We start from the raw sequence: 15,074 nt of genomic DNA, 5'->3' as shown, positions 1-15,074 counted from the left end.
GGCCGCGCCGCGCCTTGCCCGGCAGCCGGCCGGTCATCCCGCGCAACGGCCCGCCGGGCGGGCGGCGGGGCCGGCACGGGGCGGTCCGGCGCCCTGCCGGCCCCGCCTCATCAGTGCAAGCGCCGCTGTTCAAGCCGGGGCAATTGCCCTATCGTGACGCTCTTTCCCCGCCGTTGCGGCGCGGGTTGCGCTGTCGGCTGCGTTTCGCGCCGCCTGTTCGCCGTTCCGTCCCGTTCTGTCCCGCTTTTTCCATGTTCCGCTTGCTTTCAAGCGTGGCCGGCCGCCTGTTGGCGCCGGTACACGGTTATCCCGCACTGCTGCTCGCACTGGCAATGACCCTGGGCGCCGCGCCGCGTCCCGCGCTGGCGGCCGAGCCCGCCGCGGTTGCCGCAGTCGCTGCCGCGCGAAATGGTGCTCCGGCCGGGCGCCCGCGCGTCTGCCTGGTCCTGTCCGGCGGCGGCGCGCGCGGCTATGCGCATATCGGCGTGATCCGGGCGCTCGAGCAGATGCACGTGCCGATCGACTGCCTGGCCGCCACCAGCATGGGCGCGGTGGTGGGCGGGCTGTACGCCAGCGGGCTGTCGGCCAGCGAGCTGGAGGCGCGCCTGTCGCATATCAACCTCAGCGATATCGCCTTCGACCGCAACGAGCGCGCCGAGCTGCCGCAGGCGCAGCGCGAGGACGACCTGCAATACCCGATCGGCATTTCGGCCGGCTACGGCGACGGCAAGATCAAGCTGCCCACCGGGCTGGTGCAGGGCAACCGGCTGCTGGCGCTGCTGCAGAACTGGACCGCGCAGTTGCCGGCCGACGCCTCGTTCGACAAGCTGCCCACGCCGTTCCGCACCATCGCCACGGATCTGGGCACCGGCAAGCCGGTGATCCTGGAGCACGGCTCGCTGCCGCGCGCGATCCGCGCCAGCGTGGCCGTGCCGGGCCTGTTCGCGCCGATCAAGGTGAACGGCCGGGTGCTGGTCGACGGGGGGCTGGTCAGCAACCTGCCGGTGCAGCTGGCGCGCGACATGGGCGCCGACGTGGTCATCGCGGTCAATATCGGCTCGCAGCTGGACGACCCCGCCAACCTGGATTCGCCGGCGGCGGTCACGCAGCAGATGGTCACCATCCTGACCAACCAGAACGTGGACGCGCAGAAGGCCCGGCTCAGGCCGGGCGACGTGCTGATCGAGCCGCAGCTGGGCGATCTCTCCTTTACCGATTTCTCGCGCGCCAACGACGGCATCCAGGGTGGCGCGGCGGCGGTGCAGGCGGCGGCCCCGGCGCTCGCGGCGCTGGCGTTGCCCGACGGCGCCTGGCAGACCTACCTGGCCGCGCGCAAGGGTGGCCAGGCGGTGGCCGGCCCGCTGCGCATCGATGCCATCCAGATCCAGTCCGCGGGCCGCGTCCCCGCCAGCTTCGTGCGCAAGTACCTGGGCGTCCACGAGGGCGACACCTACAATGCCGTGGAACTCAACCGCGAGATGGCGCAGCTGTCCACTTCCGGCGATTTCGAAAGCGTGACGCAGGAACTGGTGAGGGAGGACGGCCGCAATGTGCTGAAGGTGGAGGCCCAGCAGAAATCCTGGGGGCCGCAGTTCCTGCTGTTCGGCTTCGGCGTATCCACCACCTTCAACGGCAAGGGCGGCTTCAACCTGAACCTGGGGCACCGCTATCCGTGGATCACGCCCGGCGGGCTCGAATGGCGCAACGACATCGTGCTCGGCAGCACCCAGGGCAAGTGGCATACCGAGCTGCGCCAGCCGGTGTTCGACCGCCTGGGCTTCTACGTGGCGCCATACGCGGAGTATGGGCGCAAGCGCGTAGACCTCTACGCCGACACCGCGCCCAACCGCAATACCGATCCGCTCACCGCCTACCAGATCGATACGGCCGTGGCGGGCCTGGACCTCGGCGTGCCGCTGGGCCGGCTGGGCGAGTTCCGCACGGGCGTGAACTACCAGCAGGTCAACTATTCGGCGGCCTATAACCTGCCGATCGGCACCGGCCGGCTGTTCCCGCATGCGCGCGTGCGCCAGCCCACGGTGCGCTCCCAGCTCACCATCGACCAGCTCGACGATCCGCTCTTCCCGCGCACCGGCTACTACCTGCTGGCGACCAACGAGCTGGCGTTCGGCGGCAGCGACAACCGCTTCAACGATGCGCATGCCAAGGCGCTGTGGGCCACCAGCTACGGCCGCCACACGCTGAACCTGGCCGCCGAGGCGGCCACCACCTACGGCGACCACCGCAGCGACAGCAGCGTCAGCGGCGGGCTGGGCTTTACGCTGGGCGGCTTCCAGCATCTTTCGGCCTACGCGCAGGACCAGTTCTCCGGCAATTACCTGCTCTATGGCCGCGTGACCTACCTCAACGACCTGCGCGAGTTCATCCTGCCGGGGCTGCGCACCACCGTGGTGGGCGCCAGCCTGGAAGCGGGCGATGTGTGGCTGCGGCGCAGGAACTTCGGCACCGGGCCGTACAAGACCAGTGCGAGCCTGTTCATCGGCGGCAACAGCGTGATCGGGCCGCTGTACTTCGGTTTCGCCGCGGCCCCGCAAGGGGTCTGGAACCTCTATCTGCAGCTGGGCCGCGTGTTCTAGTCCGGGCTGTCCAGTCCGGCTGGCGCGGGCAGGGCCGCGCCAGCCGCGTCCGCGCCGGCGGGGCGGAAGGTCACTGCCGAGATGCGGCCGTTGCGCATGCGTAGGGTCTGCGTGCCGCGGCCATGATGCTGCTCGCCGCCCATCACCGAGAAGGCCTCCAGGTCGATCTCGGCGCTGGAGCCTTCGATGCGCGGCGGCGCGGTGATGGCGATGCGCACGGTCTTGCCGGCGAGTTCATCGAGCCGGCCGAACATGCCGATCACCGCGTCGCGGTCATCGTAGCTGCCGGCCAGCGGATGGTCGCCATGATGGCGCCAGCGCACGCCGGGCTCGAGCAACGGGAACAGCGCCTCGAAATGGCCGCTGGTGAGCGCCTGCAGGTATTCGCTGACCACCGTGGCCACGGCCTCCCCGGTCATCGGCACTTCCACCGTGGCACGCGCGCGGCGGCGCGCGCTCTCGGGGTCGAAGCCGAGGAATTCCAGCACGCTGGCGACCACCTGCTCGCGGTCGTTGTCCACGCAGATCATGTGATAGCTGTTCTCCACCACCACCTTGCGCACGTCCGGCACCACGGCTTCGAGGAAGTCCGCCGAGCGCACGCTGGTCAGCTCATCCTCGCGGGAGTGCACCACCAGCGTGGGGCAGACGATGCGGCGGGCGCCGCGCAGCACCCAGCCGCGCAGGCGATCCACCTGCCGGATGCAGGCCAGCGGCACCCAGCGATAGTGGAAGTTGTCGCCGCGCTCGAACTTGGCCTTGACGATGGCGCGTACCAGGTCGTTCTTGATGCCGAAGGGCTCGTCCTCGTCCACGCGCATGCGCGCGGGCAGCATCGGGATGCGATAGACCAGGTGGCGCAGCGCCCGGTACCAGGGCGTGGACCAGCCGTCGATATAGACCGGCGCGGCGAGCGCCACCAGGCGGCCTTTGCGGTGCTGGCGGAGCTCGCACACGGCCAGCGCCAGCAGCGCGCCCATGCACATGCCCAGGACGTGGAAGGTCTCGTAGCGGGGCGCGCAGCGCCTTGTGCATCGGCCCCAGGTCGAACTGCGTGCCGCCGAGGCCGTGGATGAGCAGGGCACCGATGCCGCTGCCCTTGGATGCCGTCATGCTGCGTCACGCTCCTCGAAGATCTCGGCGGCCTGCAGGCGCCAGGCGCCGGCGATCACCGCGACCGATTCGTCGCCGTCGAGCAGAGGCCCGCTCATGTCGAGCACCATGGTGCTGCGTCCGGGCGGCAGCATCAGGCGGAACAGCATGTCGGTGCGGTTCTCGCCGTCGCTTTCGCGCAGCCAGCGGCCGCGCACCCGGGCGCGGTCCTCGTCATGCACGTGGGCCAGCACGTCGTCGAGCCTGGCGAAGGCGTCGTCGCTGACGCCCAGCACGCGCTCCAGGTCGCCGCTCCAGCGCAGCGTGCCGCTGTGCGGGTCCAGGCAATAGACCAGCTGCTCGCTGGCTGCCAGCGCCAGCTTGACGTCGTTCTGGCTGCGCGCCGACTGCGCCAGCAATTGCTCGCGGCTGGTGCGCAGCGTGCTGATCAGCAGCGTCAGCATGGCCGCCACTGCCAGGTAGAGCTGTGCCTCGAGCAGGGAGCGGCCATGGTTGAGCGAGCGCTCGGCGAACGGGCCGCCACCCTGGCTGGTGTTGTAGAGCACGAACAGCGTCAGGATGGCCACCGCCACCGAGCCGCCCCGGCCGCCCCACAGCAGCGTCACCACGGCGGCCAGGAACAGCGGGATATAGGTCAGCGCGAAGGCCACGCCGCTTTGCACCGGCAACAGGATGCGTTGATCGAAAATGAAGTAGGCGGTCAGCAGCAGCGCCGCGAAGGCGCCCAGGCCGAACAGGAAGTCGGCGCGGCTCATGCCGCCCGAGCGCATCGCGCGAAAGCGCGACCAGCCCGCCAGCACGGGCAGCACGATCAGCACGCCGACCAGGTCGGCCGCGCCCCACACGCGCCAGGTGCGCCAGAACGGCACGTCCTGCATCAGCGTGAACCAGGCCGCGCCCACCGCCGCGCTGGCCGCGCTGCTGACCACCCCGGCGATCAGCAGCGCGCGCACGAAGACCAGCCCTTCGAGCGAGAACTGCGCGCGCCGCACCAGCGCCACGCCCACCGCGGCAAAGCCGATCTCGTTGAGCGAGAACAGGATCAGGCGCAGGGTGTCGCGGCCCTCCACCCAGCCCAGCAGCAACTGCGCGGCAAAGAAGGCCAGCGCCACCGGCAGCCAGCGCTGCATCGGCCTGAGCATGAAGGCAGCCATGGTCACGCCGGCCGGCAGCCAGATATAGCCGGTGGCGTAGAACGGCCCGTTGAGCTTGTGCGAGACATAGCCCGAGCAGAAGTAGAGGGCCGCCCACAAAAAGAGGATGACGGCGCGGTTGCTTGGTTTCACGTTGGCTTTCCTTGGCTTGGGCCCTGGCACCGATACGGGGCCGGCCCGCCGCCGGGCGTGGCGGCAGGGCGGGCGGCGCTGTGCGTTGCGCGGCGGCCTGCCGTTATCTGAACGCGCCAGGCAGGCGCGCGGCTGACGTGGCGGCTTGTCCGGTCACGCGCATCATAAGTCCGCAAGGGTCGTTCTTGCATGGCCGGATGTCATAAAATCGTCACATTGGCGGATGCGGGCACCCGGCAGGGCCGGGCCGCCTGCCGGCCAGCCGGCGCGGGCAGCCGTGCCCCAGGCCGGCAAGCCGGCGCAGTCACAGGCTGGCAGATCGAGGCCGAAATATAAACGAGGAGAAACGACAAGATGACGAAGTTCGCGTGCAAGACCCGCTTGCTGTCCCTGCCGGCGCTGCTGGCGTGCGCCGCCGTGCCGCTGGCCATGGCCGCGCCCGCCGCGGCCGCCTGGCCCGAAAAGCCGATCCGGCTGGTGGTGGGCTTCCCGCCCGGCGGCCCGGTCGACACCCATGCCCGCATCCTCGCCGAGAAGCTGCAGCCCATCCTGGGCCAGTCGGTGGTGCTGGACTACAAGGCGGGCGCGGCTGGCAACATCGGCTCCGACGCGGTGGCCAAGGCGGCGCCGGACGGCTATACGCTGCTGCTGGCCAATACCGGCCAGATGGCGATCAACGGCTCGCTCTATCCCAAGCTGCCCTACGCCATGCCGAGGGATTTCGCGCCGGTGGCGCGCACCGCGCTGATCCCGCTGGTGATGGTGGTCAACAACAATGTGCCGGCGCGCAACCTGAAGGAATTCATCGCGTACGCGCGCGCCAACCCCGGCAAGCTGAACTTCGCCTCGGGCGGCAACGGCGGCATTTCCCACCTGATGCCGGAGATGTTCAAGCAGGCGTCCGGCACCTTTATCGTCCATATCCCGTACAAGGGCAGCGCGCCGGCGCTCACCGACGTGATGGGCGGGCAGGCGCAGATGATGGCGGACTCGATCCCGCTGTTTACCCAGTACATCAAGGCCGGCAAGGTGCGCGCGATGGCGGTGACCTCGAAGCACCGCTCGCCCGCCTTGCCGGACGTGCCGACGATGGAAGAAGCCGGCCTGAAGAACTTCGAGGTGGTCGGCTTCTACGGCATGCTGGCGCCGGCCGGCACGCCCAGCGACGTGGTGGCCCGGCTCTCCGGCGCGCTGCAGTCCGTGCTGGCCGACGCCGACACCCGCGCCAAGCTCGAGCAGCAAGGCGCGGAGCCGGCCTGGCAGGGACCGGAGGCCTTCGGCCAGACCATTGCCGCCGAGCAGAAGCGCTGGGGGCAGGCGGTCAAGGCCTCGGGCGCGAAGATCGACTGAACGGCTTCACCATCCGGGCGCGGCAGTGCCAAGGCCGCCCGCCGGGCGGTCCCACTGCATCGGCGCGCCATCCACCATCACTGGCGGCCTGATCCGCCGCGCCGCGCCCCAGGCCGTGGCTTCCACCGTTTCGGCCAGGTCCGCGGCCTGTTCCGGGGCCAGCGGGGCGGAGCCGCGCGCCAGCCCTGCGCCATCGAGCAGCAGTTGCGCGGTGCGCGCCAGCGAGGCCCGGACCTCGCTGCCGGCGCCGCTCGCCAGGCGCCGCGACAAGCCGCGGATGGCCGCGGTCGCCAGCAGATAGCCGGTGGCATGGTCGATTGCCTGCACCGGCAGTGGCCCTGGGCGGTCCAGTCCGCGCAGGCGCATGCCCGCCTCGGCGATGCCGCTGCTCATCTGCACCAGGCTGTCGAAGCCGCGCCGGCCCTGCCACGGGCCGCTCCATCCGTAAGCATCGAGCGAGACATCGATCAGGCCAGGGTTGAGCTGGCGGCGCCGCTGCGCGTCCAGCCCCAGCCGTGCCAGCGCATCGGCGCGGTAGCCATGCACCATCACGTCGGCCTGGCCCAGCAGGCGCTCCAGTATCTGCAGGTCTTCGTGGCGCTTGAGGTCCAGGCGGGCGCAGCGCTTGCCGAGCACCACTTCGGGCACCACGCCGGGCTCTTCCCAGCCAGGCGGGTCGATGCGCAGCACATCGGCGCCGAAGCCGGCCAGGAAGCGGGTGGCGACCGGGCCGGCCAGGATCCGTGTCAGGTCCAGCACGCGGATGCCCCGAAGCGGGCGCTCGGGGGTGAAGCCGTGCCGCGGCGCGGGGCTGCCATCGAAGGCTCGCCAGTGCAGCAGGGGCTCGTGGCTGACTGCCTGCCCCTGCGGGTGCGCGGCCCATTGCGCCGCCGGGCGCATGGCCGCGGCGCAGCCGCCCTTGTCCACCACGGCGTTTTCCAGCGCGTCGGCCTGCCATGCGGCCACGGCCTTCGCCACCGCCGCCTTGTCGGCCGGCACGCCGAGCACCGCGAGCGCCGCCGCGCGGTGATGCGGCGCATTGGTGTGCAGGCGGATCCAGCCGTCCGCCGCGCGGTAGTCGCCGGCCACGGCATCCCATTGCGGCGGCAGCGCCCAGCCCTGCGGGCGCAGCGAGGTGCCGAACCAGAAGGATGCCAGCCGGCGGTCCACGCTCGCCCGCGACGCGTGTCCGCCGGCCGCGTGGATGAGTTCCGCGACGGCGAGACCCGCGGCACCGGCGCTGGCGGCCGCCAGCTCGGTGACCGGGAAGACCGACGGCAGGCTGCCGCTCCCGGTCCAGGCCAGGCGTTCCAGCCAAGCGGGGTCGCCGTGCACGCTGGCCCAGATGTCGCGCAGGAAGCTGGCGGCGGCCGGGCTGTCGGGGATGTCAGGGGTAGCCGCGGYGGGCGCGGCATGTGCGCGATAGGACATGGCGGAGGTCACTGTGATTGGATCCACGAACTGGATCGACGAAGGGGCGGGCTGGCGGCCAGGTGCCTTGCAGGATAGGCCGCTTGTTTTAATAGTCAATATTGATTACCTTAATCAAGTTATTGCTTCTCAGGCCCAAGCCCAGGCTAGTCTCCCCGTCGCCATGTCCCGCTACCTCACCTCGGCCGAAGCGGCCGCCCGGCTGGGCGTTTCCCGCCAGACCCTCTACGCCTATGTCAGCCGCGGCCTGCTGCACGCCCACGATGGCGAGACACCGCGCGAAAGCCGCTACCTGGCGGCCGACGTGGAACTGCTCGCCGGCCAGCGCACGCGCGGGCGCAAGCCGCGCGAGGTGGCCAAGGCCGCGCTGAGCTGGGGGTTGCCGGTGCTGGAGTCGGGCATCACGCTGATCGAAGACGGGCGGCTCTATTACCGCGGCTCCGATGCCGTCGCGCTGGCGGCCTCCGGTACGGTGGAATCGCTGGCTGCGCTGCTGTGGCAGTGCGGGGAACAGACCGCCTTCGGCACCGAGCCGCCGGCCGCGCCCGCGCACCTGGCCGCGCTGCAGGCCGCCTTTGCCGGGCGCCGCAGCGAGGAGGCCCTGCTGCCGCTGTTCACTGCCGCCAGCGGCGACGACGCCACCGCGCAGTGGCAACAGTCGCCGGCGCGGCTCGCCGAGGGCTGCGGCGCGCTGGTGCGCCTGCTGGCCGCCTGCCTGCTGGGCACGGCGCCCGCCAGCACGCCGATCCACCGGCAGTGCGCCGGCGCCTGGGGCGTGGACGGGGCGGGCGCGGACCTGATCCGCATGGCGCTGGTGCTGTGCGCGGACCATGAGCTGAATGCATCGAGCTTTACCGCGCGTTGTGTCGCCTCGACCGGGGCCAGCCTGCGGGCATCGGTGGTGGGCGGGCTTGCCGCGCTGACCGGTGGCCGGCACGGCGGCGCCACCGCGCGCGTGGAGGCAATGTGGGACCAGCTGGCCGGCGCGCACCCGGCCGCGCGGCTGCGCGAGCGACTGGCGCGCGGCGAAGACCTGCCAGGCTTCGGGCATCATCTCTACCCGGCCGGCGATGTGCGTGCCATCTGCCTGCTGGCGCCGGTGCTGGCACATCACTCCGGCTGGCAGGAGATCATCGACGTGGCATTCGACCTGACCGGGCAGCGGCCCTCGGTGGATTTCGCGCTGGTGGCCCTGCGCCGACACCTGCGGTTGCCGCCCGGGGCGGCCTTCGGCCTGTTCGCGCTGGGCCGCTCGATCGGCTGGATCGCGCATGGGTTGGAGCAGCGCGCCGACGATGCCCTGATCCGGCCGCGCGCGGCGTACATCGGACCGCGCCCGGGCCAGGGCTAGCGCAGCGCGTCCCGCGGCCGCCATGCCGCGGCTGCGGAAAACCACGGTCCGGTCAGCCCGGCTTGCGTCAGTCCGAGGGTCACCCTGCGCACAGGTGTTCTCCCGCAGGGCGAAGATGGTGCCTCGTGGCCGCGGCGCGCGCGCCGTGCCTGCTCAGGTGCCGGTGGCCTTCCTGGCGAGGCCGGAGCAGCGGCCAAGGACGGTGGTGATGCAGCATGCGTTGCCGGACCAGTCGCCAGAGATCACCAGCCCGGTCGGGCCGGCGATCAGGCGGCGCTGGCACTGGCCGGGCACCAGTACGGGTTCGGGCGAGGTGGGTGCGCGCGCGTCGCGCGGACCGCTGCCCGGCGCGCGCGCCGGTGGCACTTCCTCGGTCCACAGGTAGGCCGTGCCGCCGGGCACCGATTGCACGGATTGCGGGGGACCCCACTGCGCCTTGGCCTGTTCGATCGGCGCGGACTGCCAGGAATCCAGCACGCGCTGCATGGCCGATTGCTCGATGCCGGCGCAGGCGCCCAGCGCGAGCGCGACAAGTAGTGTCGTCAGGAAGCGGGAAGATGCGGGAGAAGGGGCAACGGCGCGGCAGTCGGCGGGCATGGTGGCTCCAAGGGGGAAGGCGGGCCCCCTCTGCGCAGACTAGCGCAGCGCGTGGCCCGCCTGCAAGCGCCCGCGCATTGCTTATGCGGGTTTGCCCACAGTCGGCACCAGCACGGCCTTGTCCGGTTCGGCGGGCGGCTCGTGCGCGCCGTCGTCGCCACCGGCCTGGCCCAGGTCGATGCCGCTGGTTTCCGGCAGCAGCAGCGCGGCGCCCATCACCATGGCGTAGCCTACCCCTGCGACGATGGCGATGGCCAGCGGCAGCGAGGTGCGCCCGGTGCTCAGCCAGCCCACCGAGAGCGGGAACAGCGAGCCGATCACGCGGCCGACGTTGTACGAGACGCCGTAACCGGTGGCGCGGATGTCGTTGGGGTACGACTCGGAAATGGTGGCCCCGATGCCGGCGAACACGCCCTGCATCAGCACGCCGAGCGGGAAGCCGAGGAACAGCATCGAGATGTTCGAGACCGGGATCACCATATAGACCAGGGCCATGACGAAGGCGCCTGCGGCAAAGGCGATATAGGTCAGGCGGCGGCCCCAGCGGTCGGTGGCATAGGCGCCGGCCACGTAGCCCACCAGCGAGCCGAAGATAGTCATGGCCAGGTAGGAGCTGGTGCCGAACACCGATAGCCCGCGCTCGGTCTTGAGGAAGGTCGGCAGCCAGGTGGCGATCGCATAGTAGGCGCCCAGCATGCCGCCCGACAGCAGGCTGCACAGGACGGTCTTGCCCAGCAACGGGCGGCGGCCCAGCCGCGCGAGCTGCTGCCACGCCGAAGGGGCGCCGCCTGCCGCGCGCGCGGCCCGGCTCTTGAGGAAGATTTCCGGCTCTTCGAGGTTGCGGCGCAGGTAGACCACCACCAGCGCCGGCAGGATGCCCATGAAGAAGCAGATGCGCCAGGCAGTCTCCGCCGGGAAGAGGCTGAAGGTGATGGCGTAGGCGATGGCCGCCGCGCCCCAGCCGAACGAATAGCTGCTGGCCGTGAAGCCCGAGTACTTGCCGCGATGCGCCGGGTTGCGGATCATCTCCGTCACCAGCACCATGCACAGGGACGACTCGCCGCCGAAGCCCAGGCCCTGCAGCATGCGGAAGGCCAGCAGCTGTCCGGGCGTGTTGGCCAGCCCGCACAGGAAGCAGGCGAAGGCGAACACCACGATGGTCCAGCGCAACACACGCACGCGGCCGTAGCGGTCGGCCAGGATGCCCGCGCCGATGGCGCCCACCAGCGACGACACCAGCGTCCAGGTGACGATGGCGCCCGCGGCCGACTTGCTCATGCCCCATTGCGTCAGCAGCGTCGAAATCAGGAAGGAGTAGATTATGAAGTCGAACACGTCGACTGCATGGCCAAGGAACGCGCCGTAGAAACCCTTGCGCTCCATTTTCGATAGATCCCTGAACCAGTCCAGCATGTTCGCTCCTTTTGTGGATGGGGGCGGTGCCCTGTCAGTCTTGTTGCGCCGGGGCGCGTTGCACCGTGTTGGAATGAACCGGCGGCGGCCGGAAGCCGAGGCCCGCTGCCTCGAGCAGCTGGGCGAAACGCAGGGAGGTCAGGTCGGCGAAGCGCCCGGCGACGATCTGCACGCCGACCGGAAGGCCACTGCGGCCCGGGCCGATCGGGGCCACGGTCGAGGGCAGGCCGCACAGGCCGGAATGGCCGGCCCAGAACAGCTGGCTGGTGAGCGGGAGCGCCCGCCCGTTGACCTGGAGCGTGCGCTCCCAGGGCTCGCCGCTCTCATCCAGCACGAAGGCGGTGGTGGCGGCGGCCGGGCACAGCAGCACGTCGAAATCGTCGAAGAAGCGTTGCCAGGCTTGCGCGAAGGCGGCGCGCGCCTGCTGCAGCTGCAGCCACTGGCGGTGGCGGATGCCGGCGCCGGTGAACTGCAGGGTGGCGTAGTCGTGGTCGTCCGGTGCCACCGCGGCGGCGGCAGCGGCGCGGGACAGCGCGGCATCGAAGCTGGCATCGTCCATATGCACCGAGGTAGTGGCGCGCAGCATCAGTACATAGGTGTGCCAGAGGGCGGCGGCATCGAAGTCCGGCCGCGCGTTCCACGTTACCCGGGCGCCCTGGCCCGCCAGCCAGCGGCCCAGGTTCTCGATCTCGTCGCTGACTTCGGCGTCGACCTCGCACTGCGGGTGGCTGGGCAGCACGGCGACGCGGAAATCGGCCAGCGCGGCCTGCCCGCAGGGCGGCAGCGAAAGACGGTAGGCCAGTGCCTCGCCGCCGTCCGGGCCGGCCAGGGCCTGCAGCAGCAGCTCCAGGTCGCGCGCGCTGCGCGCCAGCGGGCCGGCCACGTTGATGTCTTGCTCCCCGTAGGTGCGGCCGATGCCGTGGCCACGCAGGGGGATCAGGCCATGGCTGCTCTTGTGCGAGAASACGCCGCAGTAGTGGGCCGGATTGCGCAAGGAGGAGCCGATGTCGGAACCGATGTCGAAGAAGCTCATGCCGGCGCACACCGCGGCGGCGCTGCCCCCCGATGAGCCGCCCGGGGTGCGGCCGGGGTCGTGCGGGTTGCGCGTGGTGCCGTAGACGGCGTTGTAGCTCTGCCAGTCACGCAGGCCTAGCGGCACATTGGTCTTGCCGAGCAGCACCGCGCCGGCTGCGCGCAGGCGCTCGACCACGGCGGCGTCGCCGGCGGCAATGTTGTGCCGTTGCGCCGGGCTGCCGCAGGTGGTCGGCCAGCCGGACACGTCGAAGGATTCCTTGATGGTGAACGGGATGCCATCCAGCGCGCCAAGCGGCCGGCCCTCGGCGCGGCGCCGGTCGCTGGCCCGGGCCGAGGCGCGGGCGGCGGAGAAATCCGACACGACGATGGCGTTGATGCTGGCGTGCGATGCGGTGTAGGCAGCTTCGCACCAGTCGACCAGGTCTTGTGCGCTGGCGTGGCCCTGGGCCAGGAGTTCGGCTGCCTTCCAGACTGGCAGAAAGCAGGCGTCTGCCTGGCTGGGATCGGTGCTCGCAATATCTTGCCGGGTCACGCTGGGCTCCGTCTTGTGGGCTCGAGGCGGCCGGCGCGCGCTGCTGGGCGCGCAAGATCACCGCGAAAATCGGTATACTATATTCACAAAATTGCAGAGTGCAAGACGAATATTGGATGAGACGATATGCGTCACTTCCTGGTGCAATGCAACAGGTTTTGGCACAAAATCGGGGTTTAAGCCAGGCGGATGGCGCCTTTCGTGCCCCGCGACGGGGCCTGGAGGGAGGCTTTTTTGTATACCGTTTCCCGGCGACGCGGGCTGGCTATTGCGGCTGCACGTAGTGGTCGGCGATGCCGTAGGGATTGGCGGGGGTGAAGCGGACTTGCATCGGACCCTCGGGTGTCAGGGTCTGCCAGCTCCCGTCCGAGCGTTGTGACAGTTCGCCCAGGCCGCTGGCCCAGCGCGGATAGTTCTCGGGCACTGCGAGGAAAGCGGCGACCGTCGCCGCCGGCTGGTCGATATCGATGCCCAGGGTCAGGCAATCGCATTGGTTGGCCATCGCATGCTCCGCTGTGTGGGCTTACTGTCTATCTGCCTGGTGATCGGGGAAAGACAGGGTTTGCTGATCCGGGCTGGCGCGCTTGCGCGGGCGCGTGCCGGCAGGTGACACGGCTTCGCGCCTGGCGGCATGGCGCGCCGGTGCCGCTAGCGCTTCCAGGGCAAATTGCCGGGTCGCCTCCAGCGGCACGGCATTGGCCAGCAGGTCCGCCAGCCTCGGCGCCAGGATTTGATAGGTGTCCAGGTCGAAGCGTGCCGGGTCCGCGAGCAGCGCAGGGGCGTCGTCGAGCGAGGCCACCGAGCCGAGGTAGCACCAGTTCTCCAGGATATGCCACCAGGCCTTGGCGCCTTCCCGCTCGCGCCATGCCACGGCGCCGGGGAACGGCCAGGGCCGGACTGCCTGGTCCGCCAGCGCGGCGACCATCCGCTCGCGATGGGCCGCCAGCGACTCGTCGCCCGTGCAGGCGCCCTGGCAGCGGTGGAGCTGGCGGGCGAAGCAAGGCAGGCCGCGCCGCGCCGGCTTTTCCAGCGTCAGCGCCGCCAGGCAGAGCTGGTGGGCCTGCGCCAGTTCCGTCAGATGCGCTTCGGCGCCGGCACGGCTGGCGAAGGCACCATAGAGGTTGGGATGGCGGGCGAAATCCGTGTCGCGGTCCGAGCGCAGCAGCGGCGCGCTCAGGCCGGGCGGCAATTCCCAGGCGTACAGCGCGGCATTCCGGCGCAGCATCCGGTTGTGCAGCGGCTGCATGCGCTTGATCAGCTGGGCTTCGAGCAGCAGCGCGCCGGTCTCGTCGCCCGTTTCGCGCCATTCGACACGCCGTACCGCGCGCGCCAGGCGCATTTCCAGCGCGGCGCTGTGGTCGCCTGAAAAGTGCGCACCAATGCGCTGGCGCAGGTGGATGCTCTTCCCTATATAGAGAGGCAGGTCCTGGTCGCCGTAGAAGAGATAGACGCCGGGGCTGTCCGGCACGTCGTCCAGCGCCGTTTCCTCGAGGCCGGAGGGCAGGCTTGCCCGCTTGACCAGCGACCGGACGGCGGACTCGACCAGGTCGACGCTGTAGAGACCGTGGATCTTCTGCCAGAACTGCCAAAGCAGCTCGGCGTCGGCCAGTGCGCGGTGGCGTCCCTTGGGCTCCAGTCCGAAGCGGGCGATCAGCGCGTCCAGTCCGTGGCGCGTCATCGAAGGGAACAGCGAGCGGGAAAGGCGCAGCGTGCACAGCACATCGGCGCGGAAGGTAATGCCGGCGCGGCGGAATTCGTTCTTCAGGAAACCGTAGTCGAAGCGCGCGTTGTGCGCCACGAAGAGCTTGCCCTGCAGCCGCTCGGCCAGGTCCTCGGCCAGCGATTCGAAGCGCGGCTGGCCGTGCACCATGGCCTCGGTGATGCCGGTGAGCTGCTGGATAAAGGACGGGATGCCGACGCCGGGCTCGACCAGCGTATCCCACTCGACGATGCCGTCCGGCCCGACCTCCACCACGCCGATCTCGGTAATGCGGTCGCGGGTGGCGTCGGCGCCGGTCGTCTCCAGGTCAACGAAGACGATCGGACGGGATAGGGCGGCGGCGAGCGCCTGCGCATCCAGGTGACGGGGCAGGCCGTCCGGCTGATACGGCGGCTCGAGGGAGGCAAGGTCTTGCATCCAGGGATTCTAATGGATGGGGATGGGTGGGGAAGCCTGCGGGTGGTGGCCCGGATGGGTTCGAGACAGTCGCTGGCGACCGCATGCGCGTCCCGTTCATCAGCGCGTCACAAACGATTCGAAGGAATTTTCAGAAAAGGCTTGCCAGGACCGTGGGCGGGCCTTAATATTCGCTCCCTCGCAACACGAAGCGCGGCTGCAAAGCAGACGGGACAAGGGTTGCGGGGTGAAC

At 70.3% G+C, this 15,074-nt stretch carries 10 protein-coding genes and 1 pseudogene; 3 read left to right on the top strand and 8 right to left on the bottom strand.

Features of this window, described 5'->3' with window-relative positions:
• The first annotated feature begins 332 nt into the window (after nucleotides 1-332).
• Entirely contained in the window at nucleotides 333-2,597 is a 2,265-nt protein-coding gene (locus AC1DO7_RS29665; protein WP_441650402.1) for a patatin-like phospholipase family protein, read from the top strand.
• A 434-nt stretch (nucleotides 2,598-3,031) separates the two neighbouring features.
• On the opposite strand, the pseudogene AC1DO7_RS29660 reads toward AC1DO7_RS29665, so the two are convergent.
• Both AC1DO7_RS29660 and AC1DO7_RS29655 read right to left on the bottom strand, forming a co-directional pair.
• Nucleotides 3,032-3,710: pseudogene (locus AC1DO7_RS29660) on the bottom strand (alpha/beta hydrolase); the annotation flags it as partial.
• On the bottom strand, nucleotides 3,707-4,996 hold the full coding sequence (locus tag AC1DO7_RS29655) for an MASE1 domain-containing protein (protein WP_441621558.1): 1,290 nt from the start codon (nucleotides 4,994-4,996) through the stop codon (nucleotides 3,707-3,709). The gene AC1DO7_RS29655 and the pseudogene AC1DO7_RS29660, both read right to left, overlap by 4 nt.
• Nucleotides 4,997-5,350: 354 nt before the next feature.
• On the opposite strand from AC1DO7_RS29655, the gene AC1DO7_RS29650 reads away from it, so the two are divergent.
• Nucleotides 5,351-6,346 (top strand): Bug family tripartite tricarboxylate transporter substrate binding protein, encoded by a 996-nt coding sequence (locus tag AC1DO7_RS29650; protein ID WP_441621556.1) that lies wholly within the window; start codon nucleotides 5,351-5,353, stop codon nucleotides 6,344-6,346.
• Nucleotides 6,347-6,352: 6 nt separating this feature from the next.
• On the opposite strand, the gene AC1DO7_RS29645 is transcribed toward AC1DO7_RS29650, so the two are convergent.
• Nucleotides 6,353-7,804, bottom strand: a complete 1,452-nt coding sequence (locus tag AC1DO7_RS29645) for a CoA transferase (protein WP_477116890.1) — start codon at nucleotides 7,802-7,804, stop codon at nucleotides 6,353-6,355.
• A gap of 136 nt (nucleotides 7,805-7,940) precedes the next feature.
• Here AC1DO7_RS29645 and AC1DO7_RS29640 point away from each other — a divergent pair, with 136 nt between their 5' ends.
• Nucleotides 7,941-9,128 (top strand): citrate/2-methylcitrate synthase, encoded by a 1,188-nt coding sequence (locus tag AC1DO7_RS29640; protein WP_477116889.1) that lies wholly within the window; start codon nucleotides 7,941-7,943, stop codon nucleotides 9,126-9,128.
• 153 nt (nucleotides 9,129-9,281) lie between these two features.
• Here AC1DO7_RS29640 and AC1DO7_RS29635 read toward each other — a convergent pair whose 3' ends face one another.
• From AC1DO7_RS29635 to AC1DO7_RS29615, 5 genes are all read right to left on the bottom strand, one after another.
• Nucleotides 9,282-9,725, bottom strand: a complete 444-nt coding sequence (locus AC1DO7_RS29635; RefSeq protein ID WP_441621552.1) for a hypothetical protein — start codon at nucleotides 9,723-9,725, stop codon at nucleotides 9,282-9,284.
• An 81-nt stretch (nucleotides 9,726-9,806) separates the two neighbouring features.
• Nucleotides 9,807-11,138 carry an MFS transporter gene (locus AC1DO7_RS29630; RefSeq protein WP_441650454.1) on the bottom strand — a complete coding sequence of 444 codons (1,332 nt, stop codon included), beginning with the start codon at nucleotides 11,136-11,138 and terminating at the stop codon, nucleotides 9,807-9,809.
• Nucleotides 11,139-11,172: 34 nt separating this feature from the next.
• Nucleotides 11,173-12,705: an amidase gene (locus AC1DO7_RS29625; RefSeq protein ID WP_441643642.1), complete on the bottom strand. Its 1,533-nt coding sequence runs from the start codon at nucleotides 12,703-12,705 to the stop codon at nucleotides 11,173-11,175.
• Nucleotides 12,706-12,970: 265 nt separating this feature from the next.
• Nucleotides 12,971-13,207, bottom strand: coding sequence for a hypothetical protein (locus AC1DO7_RS29620; protein WP_477116888.1), 237 nt, complete (start codon nucleotides 13,205-13,207; stop codon nucleotides 12,971-12,973).
• Nucleotides 13,208-13,228: 21 nt separating this feature from the next.
• The gene (locus AC1DO7_RS29615) at nucleotides 13,229-14,842 is read right to left on the bottom strand and encodes a 3'-5' exonuclease family protein (RefSeq protein WP_441621546.1); all 1,614 of its coding nucleotides are present in this window, start codon (nucleotides 14,840-14,842) and stop codon (nucleotides 13,229-13,231) included.
• Between the last annotated feature and the right edge of the window lie 232 nt (nucleotides 14,843-15,074).

It is taken from the genome of Cupriavidus sp. 05N40 (assembly GCF_056397305.1).
This window is presented reverse-complemented; position numbering and strand designations above follow the sequence as displayed.